At 63.6% G+C, this 22,001-nt stretch carries 19 protein-coding genes, 1 tRNA gene and 2 pseudogenes; 14 read left to right on the top strand and 8 right to left on the bottom strand.

Features of this window, described 5'->3' with window-relative positions; translation table 11 throughout:
• Nucleotides 1-32 precede the first annotated feature (32 nt).
• The 3 genes from mutT to argJ are packed head-to-tail and all read right to left on the bottom strand — an operon-like array spanning nt 33 to nt 2,486.
• Entirely contained in the window at nt 33-455 is a 423-nt protein-coding gene (gene mutT / locus HGP13_RS08130; RefSeq protein WP_172223711.1) for an 8-oxo-dGTP diphosphatase MutT, read from the bottom strand.
• Nucleotides 456-462: 7 nt separating this feature from the next.
• Nucleotides 463-1,215, bottom strand: a complete 753-nt coding sequence (locus tag HGP13_RS08125) for a GNAT family N-acetyltransferase (RefSeq protein WP_172223709.1) — start codon at nt 1,213-1,215, stop codon at nt 463-465.
• Nucleotides 1,216-1,244: 29 nt separating this feature from the next.
• Nucleotides 1,245-2,486, bottom strand: coding sequence for a bifunctional glutamate N-acetyltransferase/amino-acid acetyltransferase ArgJ (gene argJ, locus HGP13_RS08120; protein ID WP_172223707.1), 1,242 nt, complete (start codon nt 2,484-2,486; stop codon nt 1,245-1,247).
• Between the two features lie 167 nt (nt 2,487-2,653).
• On the opposite strand from argJ, the gene HGP13_RS08115 reads away from it, so the two are divergent.
• Both HGP13_RS08115 and HGP13_RS08110 read left to right on the top strand, forming a co-directional pair.
• Nucleotides 2,654-3,883: a caspase domain-containing protein gene (locus tag HGP13_RS08115; RefSeq protein WP_172223704.1), complete on the top strand. Its 1,230-nt coding sequence runs from the start codon at nt 2,654-2,656 to the stop codon at nt 3,881-3,883.
• Between the two features lie 101 nt (nt 3,884-3,984).
• Nucleotides 3,985-4,584, top strand: coding sequence for a TetR/AcrR family transcriptional regulator (locus tag HGP13_RS08110; protein ID WP_172223702.1), 600 nt, complete (start codon nt 3,985-3,987; stop codon nt 4,582-4,584).
• Nucleotides 4,585-4,649: 65 nt separating this feature from the next.
• Here HGP13_RS08110 and HGP13_RS08105 read toward each other — a convergent pair whose 3' ends face one another.
• Nucleotides 4,650-5,573 carry a peptidylprolyl isomerase gene (locus HGP13_RS08105; RefSeq protein ID WP_172223700.1) on the bottom strand — a complete coding sequence of 308 codons (924 nt, stop codon included), beginning with the start codon at nt 5,571-5,573 and terminating at the stop codon, nt 4,650-4,652.
• Nucleotides 5,574-5,835: 262 nt separating this feature from the next.
• On the opposite strand from HGP13_RS08105, the gene secA reads away from it, so the two are divergent.
• The 5 genes from secA to HGP13_RS08080 all read left to right on the top strand — a co-directional run bounded on the left by secA (nt 5,836) and on the right by HGP13_RS08080 (nt 13,954).
• A complete protein-coding gene (gene secA / locus HGP13_RS08100) occupies nt 5,836-8,568 on the top strand; it encodes a preprotein translocase subunit SecA (protein ID WP_172223698.1) in 2,733 nt (910 codons plus the stop codon).
• Between the two features lie 586 nt (nt 8,569-9,154).
• The gene (locus HGP13_RS08095) at nt 9,155-10,555 is read left to right on the top strand and encodes a lipopolysaccharide biosynthesis protein (protein WP_172223694.1); all 1,401 of its coding nucleotides are present in this window, start codon (nt 9,155-9,157) and stop codon (nt 10,553-10,555) included.
• Nucleotides 10,555-11,835 carry a GNAT family N-acetyltransferase gene (locus HGP13_RS08090; RefSeq protein ID WP_172223691.1) on the top strand — a complete coding sequence of 427 codons (1,281 nt, stop codon included), beginning with the start codon at nt 10,555-10,557 and terminating at the stop codon, nt 11,833-11,835. Before HGP13_RS08095 ends, HGP13_RS08090 begins: the two co-directional genes overlap by 1 nt.
• A 116-nt stretch (nt 11,836-11,951) precedes the next feature.
• Complete coding sequence (locus HGP13_RS08085; RefSeq protein ID WP_172223688.1) at nt 11,952-12,788, top strand: creatininase family protein; 837 nt, start codon at nt 11,952-11,954, stop codon at nt 12,786-12,788.
• Nucleotides 12,785-13,954 (top strand): YncE family protein, encoded by a 1,170-nt coding sequence (locus HGP13_RS08080; protein WP_172223685.1) that lies wholly within the window; start codon nt 12,785-12,787, stop codon nt 13,952-13,954. Before HGP13_RS08085 ends, HGP13_RS08080 begins: the two co-directional genes overlap by 4 nt.
• 179 nt (nt 13,955-14,133) lie before the next feature.
• On the opposite strand, the gene HGP13_RS08075 is transcribed toward HGP13_RS08080, so the two are convergent.
• Nucleotides 14,134-14,218, bottom strand: a tRNA-Leu gene (locus tag HGP13_RS08075).
• Nucleotides 14,219-14,493: 275 nt separating this feature from the next.
• On the opposite strand from HGP13_RS08075, the gene HGP13_RS08070 reads away from it, so the two are divergent.
• Nucleotides 14,494-15,078 carry a YqaA family protein gene (locus tag HGP13_RS08070; RefSeq protein WP_172223681.1) on the top strand — a complete coding sequence of 195 codons (585 nt, stop codon included), beginning with the start codon at nt 14,494-14,496 and terminating at the stop codon, nt 15,076-15,078.
• An 86-nt stretch (nt 15,079-15,164) separates the two neighbouring features.
• The gene (locus tag HGP13_RS08065) at nt 15,165-15,683 is read left to right on the top strand and encodes a disulfide bond formation protein B (RefSeq protein ID WP_172223678.1); all 519 of its coding nucleotides are present in this window, start codon (nt 15,165-15,167) and stop codon (nt 15,681-15,683) included.
• Between the two features lie 190 nt (nt 15,684-15,873).
• On the opposite strand, the gene HGP13_RS08060 is transcribed toward HGP13_RS08065, so the two are convergent.
• Entirely contained in the window at nt 15,874-16,431 is a 558-nt protein-coding gene (locus HGP13_RS08060; protein WP_027041701.1) for an HNH endonuclease, read from the bottom strand.
• Between the two features lie 128 nt (nt 16,432-16,559).
• Nucleotides 16,560-17,201, bottom strand: coding sequence for a DNA-3-methyladenine glycosylase (locus HGP13_RS08055; RefSeq protein WP_172223675.1), 642 nt, complete (start codon nt 17,199-17,201; stop codon nt 16,560-16,562).
• Nucleotides 17,202-17,276: 75 nt separating this feature from the next.
• On the opposite strand from HGP13_RS08055, the gene gluQRS reads away from it, so the two are divergent.
• From gluQRS to HGP13_RS08035, 4 genes and pseudogenes are all read left to right on the top strand, one after another.
• Entirely contained in the window at nt 17,277-18,152 is an 876-nt protein-coding gene (gene gluQRS, locus HGP13_RS08050) for a tRNA glutamyl-Q(34) synthetase GluQRS (protein WP_172223673.1), read from the top strand.
• 150 nt (nt 18,153-18,302) lie between these two features.
• A pseudogene (locus HGP13_RS08045) lies at nt 18,303-18,890 on the top strand (DMT family transporter); the annotation flags it as partial.
• An 89-nt stretch (nt 18,891-18,979) separates the two neighbouring features.
• Nucleotides 18,980-19,928, top strand: a protein-coding gene (locus HGP13_RS08040; RefSeq protein ID WP_172223669.1) for an IS630 family transposase whose coding sequence is annotated in 2 segments (ribosomal slippage) — nt 18,980-19,315 and nt 19,317-19,928 — 948 coding nt in all. Because the reading frame shifts where the segments join, the coding sequence is not laid out codon by codon here.
• Nucleotides 19,929-19,934: 6 nt separating this feature from the next.
• A pseudogene (locus HGP13_RS08035) lies at nt 19,935-20,249 on the top strand (EamA family transporter); the annotation flags it as partial.
• Here HGP13_RS08035 and HGP13_RS08030 read toward each other — a convergent pair.
• The gene (locus HGP13_RS08030; RefSeq protein ID WP_027061768.1) at nt 20,219-21,070 is read right to left on the bottom strand and encodes a YihY/virulence factor BrkB family protein; all 852 of its coding nucleotides are present in this window, start codon (nt 21,068-21,070) and stop codon (nt 20,219-20,221) included. The pseudogene HGP13_RS08035 and the gene HGP13_RS08030 overlap by 31 nt on opposite strands.
• 58 nt (nt 21,071-21,128) lie before the next feature.
• On the opposite strand from HGP13_RS08030, the gene HGP13_RS08025 reads away from it, so the two are divergent.
• The gene (locus tag HGP13_RS08025) at nt 21,129-21,995 is read left to right on the top strand and encodes an SDR family oxidoreductase (RefSeq protein ID WP_172223665.1); all 867 of its coding nucleotides are present in this window, start codon (nt 21,129-21,131) and stop codon (nt 21,993-21,995) included.
• Nucleotides 21,996-22,001: the final 6 nt, after the last annotated feature.

Here is a 22,001-nt window from a genome sequence, read left to right as displayed (position 1 = left end):
CTTTCCCTTGGGAATTGCGTCAAAACAAATCCTCAGAGCAGGTCGATGAGGAACGGGATCAGCGGCGCATCGGCCGGCGGCATCGGATAGTCGCGCATCTCTCTTGGCCGCACCCATTTCAGCGCCTGCCCTTCCCGGGGCTGGGCGATGCCGCGGAAGCGTCGGCAGACGAACAGCGGCATCAACAGGTGGAAGTCGTCGTAGGAATGGCTGGCGAAGGTAAGTGGCGCCAGGCACGGAATATCGGTCTCGATGCCGATCTCCTCATGCAGTTCGCGGATGATGCATTGTTCCGGCGTCTCGCCGGGCTCGACCTTGCCGCCGGGAAATTCCCACAGGCCGGCAAACTGCTTGCCTTCTGGCCGCTGCGCCAGCAGCACGCGGCCGTCGGTGTCGACCAGCGCGCAGGCGGCGACCAGCAGCAGGCGCTTGCCGGTATTTGCCAGATCATTCATGCCCACTTCACTCATAACCAGGCGGCTGGCGATAGTGGTAGCGATAGACTTCCTCGAAGCCGAGTGAGCGATAGAGCGCCAGCGCCGGCACATTGCCGGCCTCGACCTGCAGCCAGGCCTCCCGCGCGCCACGCAGCCTCGCCCATTTCAGCGCCGACAGGATCAGGTTGCGGCCATGCCCCTTGTTGCGCGCCGATCTGTCGGTGGCGATCTCGAACAGGCCGGCGAGATCGCCGTCATGCACGCAGATCAGCGTCGCCAGCGCCTCGGCTTCATCCTCGAGCGCGAACAGCCCGGCCTCGGGCTGGATGGCGCCGATGATCTCCGACAGACCAGGCCGCAGCGAAATGTCGGAGCCGCTGACCTTGAGCAAAGCACCGATGAAGCGGCTGATGTCCTTGAGCGGAATCTGGTCCATGGCGGCATCGAGCTGGGCATCGGCGAGCGGCAGCCGCATCACCAGCGATTCGCCGAAGCGACTCCAGCCCTCCTTGTCGAGGTGACTGGCCAGATCGGGGCCCGACAGCGGCGACATGCGGAACGTCAGCGGCCTGCCATAGGCGTCGAAACGGCGGCTGGCCCGGCCGATGCGGTCGGCGATGTGCTGGATGTCGCCGGGATCGAGCGGATTGACCGAATTCAGCCGCTTGGCCGGATGGCCGGCGGTCAGCCGCACCACCCAGGTGCCGTCATAGTGGACGGCGGCCGCCGGCCAGGCGCGAAAGCCGGCCGCCTCGAAGCGCCGCACGATTGCGAGCATGCTAGCCGGATGTCTGGAAGCCAAAACCGTCAGCTCCGGTAGTCGCCATTGATGGCGACATATTCCTTGGTGAGATCGCAGGTCCACACCGTCGCCTTGCCGCGGCCGATACCGATATCGGCGCGGATGCGGATGTCGTCGCGTTTCATATAGGCCGAGGTCTTTTCTTCCGAATAGGCCGGATCACGCTCGCCCTCATGCGCCAGCCGGTTGTCGCCGAACCAGATCGACAGCCGGTCGCGATCAGCGGGCTCGCCGGCCTTGCCGACGGCCATGACGACGCGACCCCAATTGGCGTCCTCGCCGGCGACCGCTGTCTTGACCAGCGGCGAATTGGCGATCGACAGCGCGATGCGCTTGGCCGAGCGGGCCGATTTCGCGCCGGTGACGGTCACTTCGACCTGCTTGCGGGCACCTTCGCCGTCGCGCACCACCTGCAGCGCCAGCGACTTCAGCACCTTGCCGAGCGCCCGGCGGAACTGGCCAAGGCGGGCATCATTGGGATCGGTTATTTCTGGAGCACCGCGCTTTGCGGCCTTGCCGGTGGCAAAGAGCAGCAGCGTATCGCTGGTCGAGGTGTCACTGTCGACGGTGACCGCGTTGAAGGTTTTGGCCGTGCCGCGCGACAACAGATCCTGCAGCACCGGAGCCGCGATCGGCGCGTCGGTGGCGATGAAGGACAACATCGTCGCCATATCAGGGGCGATCATGCCGGCGCCCTTGGAGATGCCGTTGATGGTGACATCGGCATCGCCGAGCTTGACGGTCGCCGTCGCCACTTTCGGATAGGTGTCCGTGGTCATGATGGCCTTGGCCGCCTCGGTCCACAGGTCGGGCTTGCCGTCGCTGACCAGTCCGGCGAGCAGATGGCTGAACTTGGTCGTGTCGAGTGGCTCGCCGATGACGCCGGTCGAGGCCAGGAAAACCTCACCTGCCGTGCAGCCGGCCGCCTTGGCCGCCGCCTCGCCGGTCAGCGCCGTGGATTCGCGGCCCTTCTTGCCGGTGAAGGCATTGGCGTTGCCGGAATTGACGATCAGCACCCGGGCCTTGCCGGCGCCAAGGTTCTGGCGGCAGAAATCTACAGGCGCCGAGGGGCATTTCGACTTGGTGAACACGCCGGCGACCGCGGTGCCGGCGTCGAAGACCATGGCCAGAAGATCGGTGCGGTTCTTGTACTTTATCCCCGCTTCGGCGGTGGCAATGCGCACCCCTTCAATGACAGGCATTTTGGGGTATTTCTTCGGCGCGAGCGGCGAAATGGTCGTGGACATGGGGACCTCGGGCGGGAAATTCGCAAGGGAAGGCCGGTTTGCCCGATACGGCGCGCAGGCGCAAGGGCGTTTTCGCCGCGCCTGCCGGGGCGGTGAACCACGCCGGATTAAGCTTGCGTTTCAAATCTGTTGGCGTCGCCGGGGCCTGTGGCGCTATGATTGCGCCCATGGGCAGGCTTGCGATCCTCGCTTGGGCATTTCTGGGACTGTTGCTGCTGAGCGCCGACGCTGAGCCGGCGCGGCGCGTGGCGCTCGTCATCGGCAACGGCACCTATGCCGAAGCCGGCACGCTGGCCAATCCAGTCAACGACGCCCTCGACATCGCCGACAAGCTGCGCTCCATCGGCTTCGAAGTCATCGAAGGCAACGATCTCGGCAAGCGTGAACTCGAGCGCAGCATCGGCGAGTTCTCCGATGCGCTGGAAGGTGCTGGCGTCGGGCTTTTCTACTATGCCGGCCACGGCCTTCAGGTCGACGGGCGCAACTACATCGTGCCGGTCGACGCCAGGCTCGACATGCCGGTGAAGCTGCAGCTCGAGGCCGTGCCGATCGACGAAATCCTCGACATCATGGAACAGCAGACCAAGGTCAGCCTGGTGTTTCTCGACGCCTGCCGCAACAACCCGTTTGCCCGCAGTCTGAGCCGCACCGCCACCACCCGCTCGGCGACGGCGTTGGCGGGACTGGCGCAGTTCGATTCGACGCGCGGCTCGTTCATCGCCTTTTCGACGGCGCCGGGTGCGGTCGCCATGGACGGCACCGGGCGCAACTCGCCCTTTGCGTCAGCCCTTTTGCAGCACATCGCCGAGCCCGGCCAGAGCATCAACGACATGATGATCGCGGTGCGCCGCGACGTGGTTTCGCAAACCCGCGAAGGCCAGCGCCCCTGGGAACAGGGCTCACTGCTCGAACGCTTCGAATTCGTCCCGGGTGACGGGCCTGCCCCGGAGCCCAAGCCGGCGGCTGAGCCCGCGCCGGCCTCGCAGGTGGCGGCACTGGAACGCTCCGTCGGCGACGACAAGACTTCGATCGAGAAATTCCTGCGCCGGGATTATCTGGCGCCGGACGCCAGGACGATGAGCGAGACGGTCAAGCGGATCTACGGCTCGTCGGCGACCATTTTCGGCACACGCTACGACGCCGATGCCATCGTCAAGGTGAAGATCGACTGGTTCGCGCAATGGGCCTCGTGGTCGCTTGGGCTTGAACCCGGCAGCCTGGAGATCACGCCGCATGGCGAGAACCGCAGTGAGGCCGCCTTTGCGATGCGCTACGACTATGTGCCGAAGGACAAGTCGGCGCCACGCCTGACCGGCAAGGCTCGCGTCACGCTTGGGCTGGTCAAGGCCGAAGACGGATGGCGCATCGAGTCCGAGACATCGCAAGCGATGCAATGATTGCGATCTGACGGTTTCCTTGAACCGCCGGAAACGCCCCGTTTCGTTCCACCTCGACCTCACCTATATTGCCGACGAAGTGTTTGGCGAGGACGATGGCAATGGCGGAAATCGCCGATCCGGCACGCAAATCGATTGGCGCCAGGCGCAATCCCGACAGCGCCGAAGCGATTTTGGAGGCTGCCGAAGCTGTGCTGGTCGAGGCTGGCTATGCCGGTTTCTCGATCGAGGCGGTGGCGCGGCGCGCGCGCGCCGGCAAGCCAACCATCTATCGCTGGTGGCCGAGCAAGGCGGCACTGCTGCTCGAAGTCTATCAGCGCCAGAAGCGCGTCGACATTCCCGATACCGGAAGCCTGGAGGAGGATCTCGTCGGCTTCCTGGTCAATCTGTTCACGCACTGGCGCGAGACATCGTCGGGCAGCGTGTTCAGGTCGCTGATCGCCGAGGCGCAGTCGGATGAAACCGCTGCCTCCGCCCTTGCCGGCTATGCCGGAGGGCGCCGCAGCCACACCGGCCAGATCATCGAGCGCGCCAAGGTAAGGAGCGAAATCCCTGGGGATGTCGACCCGGGTGTGGTCGCCGACCTCGTCGCTTCCTATGCCTGGCGGCATCTCCTGATCAACCGGCTCGACGAGCCCGAGGCGACGATACGCAAGATGGTTCGCTATCTCCTGCATGGCATAGCGGCATCAGGCAGATAGCGGCGGCCAACAAAAAGGGCGCGGCAGCGCTTGGCTGCCGCGCCCTTTGAAACGGTCGTTCAGACTTACTTGCCGGCTTCCATCGTATCGACGGCCTGCTTCAGCTTGGCGTCCGGGATCTCGACCTTGGCGCCGGCGCGCAGCGACTTGACCAGCGCGAAATACTTGTCGCGGATGACCGCCTGCTTGGCCTGGTCCTTGACGTCGGCGAAGGCCGGCGGCTGCTTGGCGCGCTTGTCCTCGAGCTTGATGACGTGCCAGCCGAACTGCGACTGCACCGGCTGCTCGGTGTATTTGCCGACCTCGAGCGCGAAGGCGGCCTTGTCGAACTCCGGCACCATCTGGCCAGGTCCGAACCAGCCGAGGTCGCCGCCGTTGGACTTGCCCGAGGGATCGCTGGTGTGCTCGTTGGCGAGCTTCTGGAAATCGGCACCGCCGTCGAGTTGCTTGATGATGGCCTCGGCCTCTTCCTTCGTCTTCACGAGGATGTGACGGGCATGCACCTCGTTGACCGGCGGCGTGTTGGCGATTTCCTGGTCGTAGCGGGCGCGGATTTCGGCGTCGGTGACCTTGTCGACGACGCCCTTCTCGACCATCTCGCCATGCAGCGCGCGCTGCTGCAGGAAGGCCATGCGGCGCTGGAAGTCGGGATCCTTGTCGAGACCGTCGGTGACGGCCTTGGCGGCCATGACGCGGATTTCGATGGCCGCCGAAAGGGCCGCGGCACGGCGCTGTTCGGGCGGCAGCTGCGCGAATTGCTGCGACAGCTCGCCTTCGGCAAGCACCAGATCGGCTTCAGTCAAGGGCTGGCCGTTGACCGTGGCGACCACGGCGTTCGGATCGACGGGTGCAGCCGCCGGTGCCGCGGCGGCATCGGCCGGAGCAGCGGGAGCGGTCTCCTGCGCCATGACAGGCGACAGGCAAAGAGCCGACAGGCCGAAGGCCAGGCCAAGGCTGGCGAGCGACGCACGGCGAAACAACAAGGACATGAAAATGACTCCGGGGAATGATTGTAAGGAGGGGTGGCTTCCAGATCAGCCAGATTGTGGCGGAATTTGGCGCGACCGGCAGGGCCAGCGCGGCGTTGACATCAGTTGAGCCCCCTCTTATCTGTCCAACGACTTTGCGTCCAGAACCGTTTTCCGGGCGCTTTTTGTGTTTGCCCGTATTCAGGCGGTGCGTTCACGCGGATGTGATGGGGCCGGCCGGCGCTCATCTTAAGATTGAGAATTCTATCGAAAGGACCATTGTATGGTCAGTCTCGGCGGTCTCGCCCGTAAGGTTTTCGGTTCCTCCAATGACCGTCGGGTCAAATCGACCCGGCCCCGTGTCGAGGCGATCAACGCCATGGAAAACGAGATGCGGGCGCTTTCCGACGCCGAACTCGCGGGGCGTACGGCAAAATTCCGGCAGGATATCGCCAACGGCGCCAGCCTTGACGACCTGCTGATCCCGGCCTTCGCCACCGCCCGTGAGGCGGCTCGACGCGTGCTCGGCATGCGCCCCTTCGACGTCCAGCTGATCGGCGGCATGGTGCTGCACAATGGCGGCATCGCCGAGATGCGCACCGGCGAGGGCAAGACCCTGGTCGCGACGCTGCCGGTCTACCTCAACGCACTGGCCGGCAAGGGCGTCCACGTCGTCACCGTCAACGACTATCTCGCCACGCGCGACTCCGAATGGATGGGCCGTGTCTACAAATTCCTCGGCCTCTCGGTCGGCGTCATCGTCCACGGCCTGTCCGATGAGGAACGCAGCACCGCATACGCCGCCGACGTCACCTACGCCACCAACAACGAGCTCGGCTTCGACTATCTGCGCGACAACATGAAGTATGAGCGCGCCCAGATGGTGCAGCGCGGCCATAACTACGCGATCGTCGACGAAGTCGATTCCATCCTGGTCGACGAGGCGCGCACGCCGCTGATCATTTCCGGTCCGCTCGAGGACCGTTCGGAAATGTACAACACCATCGACACCTTCATCATCCAGCTGCAGCCGCAGGATTATGAGATCGACGAGAAGCAGAAGACCTCGATCTTCACCGAGGAAGGCACCGAGAAGCTGGAGAACCTGCTGCGCGACGCAGACCTGTTGAAGGGCGAGTCGCTCTACGACGTCGAGAACGTCGCCATCGTCCATCACGTCAACAACGCCCTGAAAGCGCACCGGCTGTTCCAGAAGGACAAGGACTATATCGTTCGCAACGGCGAGATCGTCATCATCGACGAGTTCACCGGCCGCATGATGCCCGGCCGCCGCTATTCGGAAGGCCTGCACCAGGCACTGGAAGCCAAGGAGCACGTGGCGATCCAGCCGGAGAACCAGACGCTCGCTTCCGTCACCTTCCAGAACTACTTCCGCCTCTACAAGAAGCTGTCCGGCATGACCGGTACGGCGCTGACCGAGGCCGAGGAGTTCGGCAACATCTACGGTCTCGAAGTCACCGAGATCCCGACCAACCTCCCGGTCATCCGCAAGGATGAAGACGACGAGGTCTACCGGACGGTCGAGGAGAAATATAAGGCGATCGTCAAGGAAATCCGCGAGGCCAGCGCCAAGGGCCAGCCGACGCTGGTCGGCACGACCTCGATCGAGAAGTCCGAGCAGTTGGCCGAGCGCCTGCGCAAGGAAGGTTTCAAGGATTTCGAGGTGCTGAACGCCCGCCACCACGAGCGCGAGGCGGCGATCGTCGCCCAGGCCGGCAAGCCCGGCGCCATCACCATCGCCACCAACATGGCCGGCCGCGGCACCGACATCAAGCTCGGCGGCAATGCCGAGATGCGCATCGAGGATGAACTGGGCGACATGCCCGCCGGTCCCGAGCGTGAGGCGCGCGAGAAGGAAATCCACGCCGACGTCGAGCGCCTGAAGGAAAAGGCGCTGGGTGCCGGCGGCCTCTACGTGCTGGCCACCGAGCGCCATGAATCGCGCCGCATCGACAACCAGCTGCGCGGCCGCTCCGGCCGCCAGGGTGACCCCGGCCGCTCGAAATTCTTCCTGTCGCTGCAGGACGATTTGATGCGCATCTTCGGCTCCGAGCGCATGGACGGCATGCTGCAGAAGCTCGGCCTCAAGGAAGACGAGGCAATCATCCATCCCTGGATCAACAAGGCGCTGGAAAAGGCGCAGAAGAAGGTCGAGGCGCGCAACTTCGACATCCGCAAGAACCTGCTGAAGTATGACGATGTCTCCAACGACCAGCGCAAGGTGGTGTTCGAGCAGCGCATCGAACTGATGGACGGCGAAGGCCTGTCGGAAACCATTGCGGAGATGCGCGAAGGCGTCATCGACGAGATCGTCGCCAAGGCCATTCCCGAGAACGCCTATGCCGAACAGTGGGATGTCGCCGGCCTGAAGGCCGAGGTTGCCGAATTCCTCAATCTCGACCTGCCGATCGAGGACTGGGCCAAGGAAGAGGGCATTGCCGAGGACGACATCCGCGAGCGCATCACCCAGGCCGCCGACGTCGCCGCCAAGGAGCGCTCCGAGCGCTTCGGCCCCGAAGTGATGACCTATGTCGAGCGCTCGGTGGTGCTGCAGTCACTCGACCATCTGTGGCGCGAGCACATCGTCAATCTCGACCATCTGCGTTCGGTCGTCGGCTTCCGCGGCTACGCCCAGCGCGATCCGCTGCAGGAGTACAAGAGCGAGGCGTTCGAGCTGTTCCAGGCGATGCTGGGCAATCTGCGCCAGGCCGTCACTGCGCAGCTGATGCGCGTCGAACTCGTCCGCCAGGCCGCCGAAGCCCCGCCTCCCGAAGCTCCCGACATGTTCGGCACGCATATTGACGGCACCACCGGCGAGAATGATTTCGAAGGTGGCGAAACAGCCCTCCTGGTCCGCCAGGAATCGAACACCATCGTCGCCCCCGAAGACCGCGACCCAAACAACCAGGCCACCTGGGGCAAGATCGGCCGCAACGAAGCCTGCCCCTGCGGCTCCGGCAAGAAGTACAAGCATTGTCATGGGGCGTTTGCGTAAGGGCGCCCTCTTCCTTCTCCCCGTTCACGGGGGTGAGGCGTGGTCCGCGCAGCGGACGAAAAGCCAATTGCTTGGCTTTTCGAACAACGGACGCGCGGAGCGATGGCAAAGGGCTGGGTGCCCGAAGGGCGGATGAGGGCGGCGCTGAGGTCCGCGATTGGCCGCTAGAATCTGGCGAATGTCACCTCATCAACGGTCATCGTACCGCAAAAGTCGCGCACGACGCTGCGCCGACCGAGCCTTTCCAACGCTTGCATCGAAACAGCACGTGGAATGACAGCTGGTTGACCCGCACCCGGCGTTCTCTCGCCATTCGTCATGCCACCGGAACACCAAAATACGCTCGCCGAGCGCCAGCGGCCTGCCGACCCTCCGCTATGCCCTTCGGGCGTTCAGTCCCTTCAAAAGGTCCACTGGACGTTTTGATCCGCCCGAAGGCGGACCGGGTCTTCACCGTTCGTCGCTCGAAATGCCAAATCGTTGGCTTTTCGTCCGCTACGCGGACCGCTCCTCACCCAACCGTTTCTTAATGTGTCTCCGCTACACCAAAGGCTGAAAAAGAGGCGGAAAACGGAGAGAGATCGGGGTGCGCTTTTCCGCGGCCACGACTGCCGGGCGGTTCTTGCCGCAGCGTTTGGCGCTGCGCATCGAGCCGTTGCTTGGCCGCATCGACGCCGTGCTGTTCACCGCCGATGAACGCGGCGAGGCCGGCCGCATGTCGGTCATCGCCTTCTCCATCCGCATCGTCAGCGCCGTCATCGCCTTCATCAGCCAGGTGCTGATGGCACGTTGGATGGGCTCGTTCGAATACGGCATCTTCGTGCTTGTCTGGGTGACGATGGTCATCGTCGGCAACCTCGCTTGCCTCGGCTTCCACACCTCGGTCATCCGCTTCATCCCCGAATACCGCGAGCGCGGCATGATGGACGAACTGCGCGGCATCGTCGTGGCCAGCCGCCTGTTCGTGCTGATCGCCTCCACCATCATCGCCGCCCTCGGCGCCCTCGGCGTCTGGCTGGCGGCACCCTGGCTCGAAAATTATTACGTGATACCGTTCATCCTCGGCGTCATCTGCCTGCCGATGATCGCGGTGTCGGATCTGTTGCAAGGCCAGGCCAGGGCGAACAGCTGGGCGCTTTTCGCCCTGTCGCCGACCTATCTGATACGGCCGGTGCTGATCCTGCTGTTCATGGCGCTGATGCTCTACGCCGGCTACGCCGCCGATGCCAGGACGGCGATCTTCGCATCGATCGCCGCCACCTATGTCACCACGCTTGCGCAGCTGATCGGCGTTACGCACCGCATGGAAAGGCTGATCCCGGCCGGGCCGATGAAGGTGCATTTCGCGCAATGGTTCATCGTCTCGCTGCCGATCTTCCTGGTCGAAAGCTTCTTCTTCCTGCTCACCAATGCCGACGTGCTTATGGTCGGCGCCTATATGAATCCCAATGACGTCGCCGTCTATTTCGCCACGGTCAAGACGCTGGCGCTGGTGCATTTCGTTTATTTCGCCGTCAAGGCCGGCGTTGCCCAGCGCTACGCGCAGTTCACCCATGGCGATCCCGAAAGGCTTGCCGCCTTTGCCCGCGAAACGGTGTCGTGGACCTTCTGGCCGTCACTCGTCATGGCGCTGCTGGTGCTGGCGCTCGGCGAACCCATGCTGGTGCTGTTCGGCCCCGAATTCACCTCGGGCTATCCGCTTCTGTTCCTGCTCGTCTTCGGCGTCGTGGCGCGCGCCGCCGTCGGCCCTTGCGAAAGCCTGCTCACCATGAGCGGCAACCAGAACATCTGCGCCGCCGTCTATGCCATGACGCTGGCCTTCAACATCGGCCTCAACGTGGTGCTGATCCCGCATTTCGGCCTGTGGGGCGCGGCCATGGCCACCGCCTTTGCCATGATCTTCGAGGCCAGCGCGCTGTCCTTCACGGTGTGGCGCAAGCTCGGCATCGTCATGGCGATCTTCGTGCCTGCCAAAGGAGCCGCCTGATGGCCGCCATCCCGTTGCTCGAGGAAACCAGCGGCGGCACCGCCGGCGCCATGGTGTCGGGCCTTGCCGGCCTGTCGCGCGACGCGGACCCCGCCCATATCGAAATCCTCGCCAACAACCGGCCCGAGCGCAAGCTTGCCATCTATCCGGCATCGGCCGGCTTCGACCTGGTCGAGGAACTGGACTATCTCTGCGCCCGCACGATCGAGCCGAACGTCTTCTTCAACCCGCGCTTCCTGGCGCCCGCCATGCCCCGGCTGGAGGATCGCGAAGTCCGGCTGGCGGTGATCCGCGACGGCGACGAATATCGCAACCGGCTGCGCCTGCTGGTGCCGCTCTCGGTGGAACGGCCCGTGGTGCCGCTCGGCGTTCCGGTGATGCGCACCTGGTCGAGCCCGTTCGGGCCGCTCGGCACGCCGCTGATCGACCGCGACGATCCGATCGGCGTCGTCGAGGATTTCTTCTCGATGCTGTCGCGCCCGCACCTCAAGATGCCGAAAGTCCTCGTCCTGCCCGACATGAGGCTCGACGGCCCGGTGGCGAGCCTGCTTGGCACCGTGGCCGAGACGCGTGGGCTGACGCTGGTCACCACCGGCCAGACCCCGCGACCCGTGCTGGAGAGCGAGCTCGACGGCGACGACTATCTGAAGGCTTCGCTGCGCGCGCACCACTATCGCGAGTTCCGCCGCCTGAAGCGGCGCCTTGCCGACCTCGGGAGGTTGGAGCATGTGGTGGCGCGCGGCCCCGACGATATCCGCCACGCCATCGAAAGCTTCCTGACGCTGGAAGCGTCCGGCTGGAAGGGCCGCGAGCGCACCGCCATGGCGATCGACCGCTTCCGCGCCGCCTTCGCCCGTGAGGCCGTGCACCGGCTCGCCGAGCAGGACATGTGCCGCATCCATTCGCTGACGCTCGATGGCCGCACCATCGCCTGCCTGATCGTCTTCGTCGAAGCCGGCGTCGCCTACACCTGGAAGACGGCCTATGACGAGACGCTGGCAGCCTATTCGCCCGGCACGCTGCTGATGATCGAGGTCACCCGGCAGCATCTCGACGACCCCAACATCATGATGACCGATTCCTGCGCGGTGCCGGACCATCCGGTGATGAGCAGGCTGTGGACCGAGCGCCGGCCGATCGGCACGCTGGTGATCGGGCTGACGCCGGACGCCGACCGCCTCGCGCGCCAGGCCGCCTCGCAGCTACACCTCTATCGCGAGACGCGCAACATGGCCCGGCTGCTGCGCAACCGCATGAAGAGCCTGCTGAGACGGCGCTAGACCATGATTCCGAATTTCGGCGGCTGCGGGAAGCTTGCCAAGACCCCTTCCCTTCACACAAATTGTGCAAATCGCCGGACGTGTGGTCCGATGCGACGCATAGCCCAGAGGCTGAAATGATCGCACGGCACGGTTTCACATTCGCGAGCACTGTCGTCGGCCTTTGGTTTCTGTCGGGTCTGGCATCGACTGCGAACGCCGCCAACGCGTCGGTCTTCCTCGAGGACCAGACCTGGACCGAACTGCGTGATCGGATCGGATCGGGAACGACGACGATCATTGTCCCGATAGGCGGCACCGAACAAAGCGGCCCCGCCATGGCGCTGGGCAAGCACAATGTGCGGGTTAAGTTCTTGGCCGAGAAGATTGCCGATCAACTCGGCAACGCCTTGGTTGCCCCCGTGATCTCCTATGTTCCGGAAGGAACCATCGATCCGCCCACCGCCCATATGCGGTTTCCCGGTACGATCACCATCAGCGACAAGATTTTCGAGCAGCTGCTCGAATCCGCGGCCCGCAGCTTCAAGCTGCACGGCTTCAAGACCATCGTGCTGATCGGCGACCACGGCGGCTATCAGGCCGACGAGCGTCATGTCGCCGATCGCCTGAACGCCGAATGGCGCAAAACTCCTGTCCGGGTCTTTGCGGCGCTCGAATACTATCAGATCACCCAGGGCGCCTACATCGACAAGCTCCTGTCGGCCGGCGCGAAGCAGCCGGAGATCGGAACCCACGCGGGACTGGCGGACACATCGCTGATGCTCGCCATCGACCCTTCCACGGTGCGCAAGGATCGCCTTGCGGCCAACCCGAAGCTCGATGCCGCCGACGGCGTCTACGGCGGCGATCCGGCACGATCGTCAGCCGCGTTTGGCCAGCTCGGCGTCGACCTGATCGTCAACGGCACCACCGAGGCGATCCGCGGCTTCATCGAAAAGCAGCAGACCAAATGATCAAGGCATATTGGTGGTTCACGAGCTTGTGCGCGCCGCTCGTCTTGATGCTTGCCCTGTCTTCAGCCCCGGCTTCCGCCGGCTCATGCCCGGAAGATTGCAGCGAGCCGCCGCCGCGCGCTCCGATCAACATCTACAGCCAGACAACCTCTGATCATTTGAGCCCGGCGACGGCTGGCGCGCTGCCGCGTGTCTATGTTCCGAACCGCTCATCCAACAGCGTGTCGGTTATCGACACCACGACTCTCAAGGAAGTCGACAGGTTCCCTGTTGGGTTCAAGCCGCAGCACGTCGTTCCGTCCTGGGATCTGAAGACGCTCTGGGTCGCCAACAACGCCAGCGGCACCAGCAAGGGCAGCGTGACGCCCATCGACCCCCGGACCGCCAAGCCGGGTCACGAAATTCCGGTCGATGACCCCTACAACATGTATTTCATGCCGGACGGAAGCGCGGCCGTCATCGTCGATGAAGCCTATCAGCGGCTCGACTTTCGCGATCCGCAAACCATGGCGCTGAAGTCGACGCTCCCGACGCCGACCTGCCCCGGTATCAACCACGCCGATTTTTCCGCCGACAATGCCTACGCCATCTTCACCTGCGAATATGGCGAAGGCGGCCTGTTGAAGGTGGACCTGAAAAATCAAAAGGTGCTCGGCCACCTCGCCCTGTCGAAAATGGGCATGCCGCAGGACGTCAGGCTCTCCCCCGACGGCAAGGTCTTCTATGTCGCCGACATGATGAACGACGGCGTGTTCCTGATCGACGGGGACAGCTTTTCCGAGATCGGCTTCATCGCCACCGGCATCGGCACGCACGGATTTGCCGTCAGCCGTGACGGCACAAAGCTCTACGTTTCAAATCGCGGCTCGCACAAGATGGAGCAAGGCCGCGCAAAGGGGCCGGGCAGCGTGACCGTCGTCGATTTCGCCACCCGATCGGTCGTCGCGCAATGGCCCATACCAGGTGGCGGCAGCCCGGACATGGGAAATGTCAGCGCCGACGGCAAGCAATTATGGCTGTCGGGCCGCTTCGACAGCGAGGTCTACATGATCGACACGATTTCGGGCACTGTCACGAAAATCCGGGTCGGCGTCGAGCCTCACGGCCTCACCGTCTGGCCGCAGCCGGGCAGATACTCGCAGGGCCACACCGGCAACATGCGATAGCCATCTCGACATCGGGATCAAGTACAAGCATTCGCTTTGAGCGGATTGGTTGGGGCGCAGGCTGTCCTGCGCCCCAAATCGTCTCAGCTGTCTCCGGCGCAGCGAATCCATCCATGGTCCCATCGAGCTTGCCTAGACCATGAGCAGGCAAGCAAACATGAACCGGTATCTGAATGGAATGGTGCCCCTAGCCGGGATCGAACCAGCACTCCTTGCGGAACTCGATTTTGAGTCGAGCGCGTCTACCAATTCCGCCATAGGGGCTCAGGCCGGGCGGCCTGGATGGGCGCGGACTATACGGTTGGAGGCCTGTTCGTCAACTGGCCAATTCTCGGATACCCCGAGATGCGACCAATCTTCGCCTTTTGATTTCCTGGCGGTGCTGCCATTGTGCAGCGCGGAAAATCTTTCTAGACAGGCGGCGCATGAAGCGTGGCGCGTCTGAAGGGACCGACGCGCAAGCTTGGGCCCTTGTTTTCATCCCTGCCTTTGCCCGCGGGGATCTGCGCACTTTTGGGCGACACGCATTAGGAGAGCCGATGCTTCGCGGATTGTACGACTGGACCCTGTCGCTGGCGGCGCGCAAATCCGCCGAATGGTGGCTGGCCTTCATCGCTTTCGTCGAGAGCTCGGTGTTCTTCATTCCGGCGGACGTACTGTTCCTGCCCATGGCGTTGGCGCGGCCCCAACGCGCCTATCGCTACGCGCTGACCGCCACAGTTGCGTCCGTACTGGGCGGCATTGCCGGCTGGCTGATCGGCTACTATGCCTACGACACGATAGCCCGGCCGATGCTGGAGCACTTCGGTGGCCTTGCCACATTCGAGAAGTGGCAGTCGTCCGGCACCGGGCTGATGCTGCTGCTGCTCGTCACATCCGGCGTTGCGCACCTGCCGCCGATCAAGGTGGTCACCATTCTGGCCGGAGCGCTTCACGTCAATCTTGTTGTCTTCATCGTCTCGGCCATCCTGGCGCGCGGCGCTCGTTTCCTGCTGCTTGCCTGGCTGCTGCGCCGCTATGGTGAGTCGATCAAGGAGTTCATCGAGAAGCGCCTTGGATTGATTGTCGGCGCCGGCGCGGCTGCCCTGATTTTGCTCTATATCGTCGTCAAATACGCCCTCTAGTCCATGTCACCCAAAAGTGCCCTGCGGTGTTGGGGCAACGACATGGATAAAAGCGAGCGGGCCGAACTCAACGGACGAAAGACCTCATGACAGCGACCATGAATGCCGACACCGGACGCCAGCGGACGCGGACCGCCCTGTTTCTCGCCGTCGCCATGGCCGCGACCGTCGGTTCGGCGCTCTGCTTCCAGTACATTGGCGGCTATATCCCCTGCCACCTCTGCCTGGAACAGCGCACCCCCTATTATATCGGCGCGCCGCTGATGGTGCTGGCGGTGATTGCATCGATGCTGCACGCACCCGCATGGCTGACGCGCGGCCTGCTGGCTGTCGGCGGCCTGCTGATGCTCTACGGCCTCTATCTCGGCGTCTACCATTCCGGCGTCGAATGGCAGTGGTGGGCCGGCCCGACCGATTGCACGGCGGGCGCTGGACCGGTGGACACTGGCGGCAAGGGCGTTCTCGACGCGCTCGACAAATTCGTACCGCCCTCCTGCGACAAGGCCGCACTGCGCATCCTCGGCCTGTCGCTGGCCGGCTGGAACGCCATCGCCAGCCTTGTGCTTGCAGCGGTCGCCTTCCGCGGCGCGCTTTCCCGCGACTGAACCAATTCGATTTTGCGGCGCGACGCAGAGTTCGAGCAAAATTTCGGCAGGCTGAGTCGGATAGCGCGGTTTTCGAGGACCGGAGCGGAGCGTACTTAGGTACGTGAACTCAGCTCTACTGCGACGCAGTAGAATGGGGAAGCGCAGAACGCGGCGTCAGGCGGCCAGCATTGCGGATTTGTGCCGAACTCTATGGTTCCAGCTCAACATCCCAGTACAGATAATCCATCCAGCTTTCATGCAGATGGTTCGGCGGGAACAGGCGGCCGTTGTTGTGCAGATCATGCACCGTCGGCTGGTAAGGCTTCTGCAGCGGAAACATCTTGGCATGCGCCGGCATCATGCCGCCCTTCCTGAGATTGCAGGGCGAGCAGGCGGCGACGACATTCTCCCATGTCGTCGCACCGCCGCGATGGCGAGGGATGACGTGGTCGAAGGTCAGATCGTCAGGCGTGCCGCAATACTGGCACTGGAAGCGGTCACGCAGGAAGACGTTGAAGCGCGTGAAGGCGGGATGCCTCGACGGCTTCACATAGGCCTTCAGACTAACCACGCTCGGCAGCTTCATCGAGAAGGTCGGCGAGGACACCGCATGCTCGTATTCGGCAACGATGTTCACTCGGTCGAGGAACACCGCCTTGATGGCGTCCTGCCAGGACCAGAGCGACAAGGGGTAATAGCTGAGCGGACGGTAATCCGCATTCAGCACCAGTGCTGGAAGCCCATCCGGAGATACGGCAACCGTCACGTGTTTACCTCCTTGGTTCTAGACCCGAACGGCGCGGATACTGTAAGCCCGACATGACAGGGATGTGAAGCAGATTGTCGCTCGCGCGAACTGCCAAAAACGCATGATTTTTATGCTTTTTTGCGGATTCAGGCTGGCGGTGCTGCGTCCCTGCCCCTGGTTTCTCGATAATAGGACCAGAAAAGCCGCGATGCGACACCTCGCCACGGGCTCCATGATTCGGCGAGTTGGATCAGTGTTTTCTCCGGCGGACGCGGCTCGATGCCGAGCGCATGGCCGACCGCACTCTGCAGCGCGACATCGCGCGCCGGAAAAATATCGGGGTGCCCGGCGGCAAACAGCAGGTACACTTCCGCCGTCCACGGGCCGATGCCGGGCACCGCCGTCATCGCAGTGATCGCCTCCTCAGCCTCAAGCGAGCAGAGGTGATTGAGGTCGAGGCCGTCGGCCACCGCCTGGGCGATCGCGATCAGACCGCGCTGCTTGGGCCGCGACAGGCCGGCCTCGCGAAACATCTCCTCGCCGGCGGCCAGGATCGCCTGCGGCGTCAGCGGATCGACAAGCCTGGTCAACCGGCCGAAGATGGCATCGGCGCTCGCCCGGGAGACCTGCTGCGAGACGATGATCGAGGCCAGGCTTCTGAAGCCGGGCTCGGAGAGCCGCAGCGGCACCTCGCCCGCCATGCCGCGCACCTTTTCCAGGCGTGGATCGATGATGCAAAGCGCATCGAGCCCGCGCGCAATGTCGTCCAGTGTCGCGATGCGTTGCATGGTATCCTTGTCCGCCAATGTGCCGCAAAGTAGCAATCGCCGAAACCGCAGCACAACCCGATTGCCGCTCGAGACATGACGCTCCTGACATTCCGCTTCGCGCCCAGCCCCAATGGCGAACTGCATCTCGGCCATGCCTATTCGGCGCTGCTCAACCGGAAGCTGGCAAAGGCCAGTGGCGGCAGCCTGTTGCTGCGCATTGAGGATATCGACACGACGCGCTGCACGCCGCAATTCGAGGCCGGCGTGCTTGCCGACCTGAAATGGCTTGGCTTTGGCTGGGAGGAGCCAGTGCGCCGCCAGTCGGAACATTTCGCCGAGTATCAGGCGGTGCTTGACCGACTGATCCGCGACGACCTCGTCTATCCCGCCTTCATGAGCCGTGGCGAAATCCGCGCTTTCATCGCCGACAGCGAGAAGCGCGGACGCGACTGGCCGCGCGATCCCGACGGCGTGCCGCTCTACCCCTCCGCCGACAAGGCGCTGCCGGTCAGGGAACGCAAGCGGCGCGTCGCCGAAAATGCGCCCTTCGCCTGGCGGCTGGATGTCGCCGCCGCTGTTTCGCGTATCGGAAAGGGCCTCACATGGGCCGAATTCACGGATGAAACGCTATCCACGACGCGCTCGGTCGAAGCTCGACCGCAGGACTGGGGTGACGTGATCGTGGCGCGCCGCGATATCCCGACCAGCTACCACCTCGCCGTCGTCATCGACGACGCGCTGCAAGCTATCAGCCATGTCGTGCGCGGACAGGACCTGTTTTCCGCCACCGGCGTGCAGCGCCTGCTGCAGGAACTGCTCGGGCTACCGCAGCCGGCCTACTTCCACCATCGGCTCATCCTCGGGTCAGATGGGCGAAAACTGTCGAAGAGCCTTGGCGATACCGGCCTTGCCAAGCTGCGCGATGCCGGCGCATCGCCTGACGATATCGGGCGGATGGTCGGGCTCTGAGCCCGGCAGAACTCTGGCAACGCGTGACGAACTCGCCACCAATTGAATTCCGGTGATGCATGGATCAATCGTTTCGTTTTGCACACCGGGTTGAACCGGACTAGAGCAGCGCCACGGTCAGTTTTTCACCAGCGCGGCGGTCTCCGGAAAATGCACAGCATCAAGCGGTTCATCCCCGCCACCTTCGTCGTCCTGTGGGCGACCGGCTTCATCGGCGCGCGCTACGCCATGCCATGGGCGGAGCCGTTCACCTTCCTCGCCGCGCGTTTCGTTATCGCCGCCATCCTGCTGGCTGCGCTGATGCTGGTACTCGGCTCGAAGCGAGCCACGCGCGAGGAAGCGCTTCATGCCACCGGCGCCGGCATCCTGATGCACGGCGTCTATCTCGGCGCCGTCTTCTGGGCCATCCACCGGGGCATGCCGGCCGGGTTTTCGGCCCTGATCGTCGGCCTGCAGCCGCTGATAACAGCGGTGCTTGCCGGCAAATTTCTCGGCGAGGCCATCCTGCCGCGCCACTGGCTCGGCCTTGGCATCGGCCTGATCGGCATCGTCATCGTGCTGTGGCCAAAACTCGGCGCGCTCGGCGGCGGCGTGACCGCCGCGACGTTGACCGCCTCGCTGGTCTCGGTGCTCGGCATGAGCGCCGGCACCATCTGGCAGAAGCGCTTTGCCTCCGGCGGCGATCTCGTCGCGGCCACCATGTGGCAATATGTCGGCGGCGCCTCGCTGATGATCCTAGAGCGTTTCCTCTTTTGAGAGAATCGTAGGATTCCCAAATCAGGGCGATTGTGATTCAAGATGCTGGCTGGATTGGAGGCCAGCATCTGATGACGCGAGCGCTTTCAAACGATCTTCGTGAGCGTGTTGTTGAGGCAGTTGGCGCCGGTGAAAACTGCCGTGCAGTGGCATCGCGCTTTGGCGTTGCAGTTTCCTCGGTGGTGAAGTGGTCGCAGCGTTACCGTGCAACGGGTTCGGTGGCGCCGGGCAAGATGGGCGGACACCGCAAGCGGGTTCTTGAGCCGCATCGGGCCTTCATCGTGGAGCGGATTAATCAGACCTCTGAACTGACGCTGCATCGGCTGAAGGACGAGTTGGATGCGCGCGGGGTCAAGGTCTCGCACAATACGGTCTGGATGTTCTTGAGGCGCGAGGGCCTGAGCTTCAAAAAAAACGCTGTTCGCCCTTGAGCAGGCGCGCGCCGATATTGCCCGCAGGCGCCGGCGATGGCGATCCTGGCAGGCCGGCCTCGATCCGCAGTGCCTTGTCTTCATCGATGAGACGTGGATCAAGACCAACATGGCTCCACTGCGCGGTTGGGGGCCGAAGGGCAAGCGGCTGCGCGGCTTGGCTCCGCACGGCCACTGGCGTACGCTGACCTTCCTCGGCGCGCTGCGCTGGGATCGGCTAGCGGCACCTTGCGTGTTCGACGGCCCGATCAACGGCCAATGCTTCCGGGCCTATGTCGAGCAACAGCTCGTCACCGTGCTGAAGCCCGGCGATATCGTCGTCATGGATAATCTGGGAAGTCATAAGTCGGCGGCCATCAGGCAGATGATCAAGGCTGCCGGCGCCAGGCTCTGGTACCTGCCGCCCTATTCTCCAGACCTCAATCCGATCGAGCAGGCCTTCGCCAAGATCAAACACTGGATGCGCCAAGCCCAAAAACGCACCATTGAGGACACATGGCGCCACATCGGCCACCTCGTCGAAACGATCGAGGCAGCCGAATGCAAGAACTACTTCCAAAACGCAGGCTACGCTTCTGTCAAAACGTGAAAGGCTCTAGCCGCGCTTGCCTTCGAGACGCACACCGTCGTCATCAACGGCGAACTGATCTTCGCCATGGCCTGGCTGGTGCTGGTGCTGTCGCTCGGCGCCATCTTCCTTTTGATGGTGATGATCCGCGACGGCGAAATGTCGAAAGTCGCCTCGCTGTTCTACCTCGTGCCAGCGGTGACGGCGATCATCGCCTGGGCCCTCTTCAACGAGCAGCTCAATGCGCTGCAGATTGTCGGCATGGCGATCACGACCTTCGGCGTCGGCCTGGCAACCGCTCGGCAGGCCACTCAGCCAACCCGGGCGCGCGCCTCCAGATAGCGGCTGATCGCAGCGTTGAGCTCGCCGCCGAGGATGAAGATCGCCGAGACGATGTAGAGGAAGACCACCGCGATCATGATCGAGGCAAGGCCGGCATAGGTCGTCACATAGGACGAGAAATGGTCGAGATAGGTGGCGAACATCGTCGAGCCGATGAGCCATGCGGCCAGTGTGAAGATGATGCCCGGCACCAGCGAGACGAAGCGGCGCTTGCCGGCCGGCAGCCAGTAGTGCACCGAAAACAGCCCGCCGATGATAACGGTTGAGGCGATGACGTAGCGCCACAGCGTGATCGTGCCGGTATAGGGTTTGATCCACTCGAAATGGGCTTCGGCCAGCCGCGCCAGCAAGGGCGCGAAGACCAGCAGCACGCTGATCGCCAGGAACCCGGCCGTAGCGATCAGCACGAAGAACAGGCTCTGCACCCGGCGATGGATGATGCCGCGCGTCTCCGTGACGCGGTAGGCGCGGTTGAGCGACGTGCGCAGCGCCTCGATGCCGTTCGAGGCAAAATAGGCGGCGAGCAGCACGCCATAGGTCAACAGATCGGTGCGCCGGACGGTCAGCACGTTCAGCACCTCATGCGCGATCGGCTTGGCGATCTGATCCGGCCATGTGTCGAAGACCAGGTGCACGGCCGTGTCGGCAAAGGCCTGGGCGCCGAGGAAGCTGCCCAGCGTCGTGGCGAAGATCAGGAACGGAAACAGCGCCATCAGCGAGGTGATCGCCAGATGGCTGGCCATCGCCCAGCCGTCATCGGTGTTGAAATGACCGAGCGCGTCGTAGAGCACGCGGCGCAGGGCGACAATATTCCGCAGCAAGGACGCGCGCTCCCTTCGATTGTCTCGACGCCGCGAATATGGGAAGTGAATGCGGCAAATGGCAACCCTGAGTCAAACCACGAATTCTCCAGCGACCGAGTTGCGCACCATCATCATCACCGGTGCGTCCTCAGGCATAGGCGCCTATTGCGCGCGAGCGCTGAAGGCCGAGGGCTGGCGGGTGTTCGCGACAGCGCGCAAGCCGGAAGACATCGCCGCCCTCGAAACGGACGGCATCGAGGCTTTCTACCTCGACTATGGCGAACCGGGCTCGATCGCTGCCCTGGTGGCTTCAGTGCTCGACCGAACCGGCGGAAGGCTCGACGCGCTCTTCAACAACGGCGCCTACGCCCAGGCCGGCGCCGTCGAAGACCTGTCGGTGGCAGCGCTCAAGGAGCAGTTCGAGGTCAATTTCTTCGGCTGGCATGATTTGACCAGCCGTCTCGTGCCGGTGATGCGCCACCAGGGCCATGGCCGCCTCGTCCATTGCTCATCGATCCTTGGCCTCGTGCCGGTACGCTTTCGTGGTGCCTATTCGGCATCCAAACATGCACTCGAGGCGCTGATGCTCTGTCAGCGCCAGGAACTGGAAGGCAGCGGCGTCCATGTTTCGCTGATCGAACCGGGGCCGGTGAATTCGAAGATCGCCAGCAACGGCCTGCCCTGGTTCCTGAAAAACATCGACATCGAGAATTCCGTGCACAGCGCCGACTATGCCGCGCAGTTGGAGCGGCTGCGCGCCGGCGGCAGCCAATCGGCGCTGAAGCCTGGGCCGGAAGTGGTCCACAAGGTTCTGCGTCATGCACTTCTGTCGCGGCGCCCGCGCCCGCACTATGTGGTAACGGTGCCGGCTAAAATCGGCGCTGCGCTCAAACGCATACTGCCGGCATCGATACTCTACCGCCTGATGGCCAAACGCGCCTGAACGCGA

The sequence above is a fragment of the Mesorhizobium sp. NZP2077 genome, assembly GCF_013170805.1.
Lineage (GTDB): Bacteria > Pseudomonadota > Alphaproteobacteria > Rhizobiales > Rhizobiaceae > Mesorhizobium.
The sequence above is the reverse complement of the archived record's forward strand: the minus strand, read 5'-3'. Positions and strand labels throughout refer to the sequence as shown.

Bases quoted from the DNA above. Each gene is read 5' to 3' on its own strand.
- HGP13_RS08065 (WP_172223678.1), top strand. From the start codon at position 15,165: ATGACAGCGACCATGAATGCCGACACCGGACGCCAGCGGACGCGGACC.
- argJ (WP_172223707.1), bottom strand. From the start codon at position 2,486: ATGTCCACGACCATTTCGCCGCTCGCGCCGAAGAAATACCCCAAAATG.
- HGP13_RS08085 (WP_172223688.1), top strand. From the start codon at position 11,952: ATGATCGCACGGCACGGTTTCACATTCGCGAGCACTGTCGTCGGCCTT.
- HGP13_RS08080 (WP_172223685.1), top strand. From the start codon at position 12,785: ATGATCAAGGCATATTGGTGGTTCACGAGCTTGTGCGCGCCGCTCGTC.
- gluQRS (WP_172223673.1), top strand. From the start codon at position 17,277: ATGACGCTCCTGACATTCCGCTTCGCGCCCAGCCCCAATGGCGAACTG.
- secA (WP_172223698.1), top strand. From the start codon at position 5,836: ATGGTCAGTCTCGGCGGTCTCGCCCGTAAGGTTTTCGGTTCCTCCAAT.
- HGP13_RS08090 (WP_172223691.1), top strand. From the start codon at position 10,555: ATGGCCGCCATCCCGTTGCTCGAGGAAACCAGCGGCGGCACCGCCGGC.
- HGP13_RS08070 (WP_172223681.1), top strand. From the start codon at position 14,494: ATGCTTCGCGGATTGTACGACTGGACCCTGTCGCTGGCGGCGCGCAAA.
- HGP13_RS08055 (WP_172223675.1), bottom strand. From the start codon at position 17,201: ATGCAACGCATCGCGACACTGGACGACATTGCGCGCGGGCTCGATGCG.
- HGP13_RS08115 (WP_172223704.1), top strand. From the start codon at position 2,654: ATGGGCAGGCTTGCGATCCTCGCTTGGGCATTTCTGGGACTGTTGCTG.
- mutT (WP_172223711.1), bottom strand. From the start codon at position 455: ATGAATGATCTGGCAAATACCGGCAAGCGCCTGCTGCTGGTCGCCGCC.
- HGP13_RS08125 (WP_172223709.1), bottom strand. From the start codon at position 1,215: ATGCTCGCAATCGTGCGGCGCTTCGAGGCGGCCGGCTTTCGCGCCTGG.
- HGP13_RS08110 (WP_172223702.1), top strand. From the start codon at position 3,985: ATGGCGGAAATCGCCGATCCGGCACGCAAATCGATTGGCGCCAGGCGC.
- HGP13_RS08105 (WP_172223700.1), bottom strand. From the start codon at position 5,573: ATGTCCTTGTTGTTTCGCCGTGCGTCGCTCGCCAGCCTTGGCCTGGCC.
- HGP13_RS08025 (WP_172223665.1), top strand. From the start codon at position 21,129: ATGGCAACCCTGAGTCAAACCACGAATTCTCCAGCGACCGAGTTGCGC.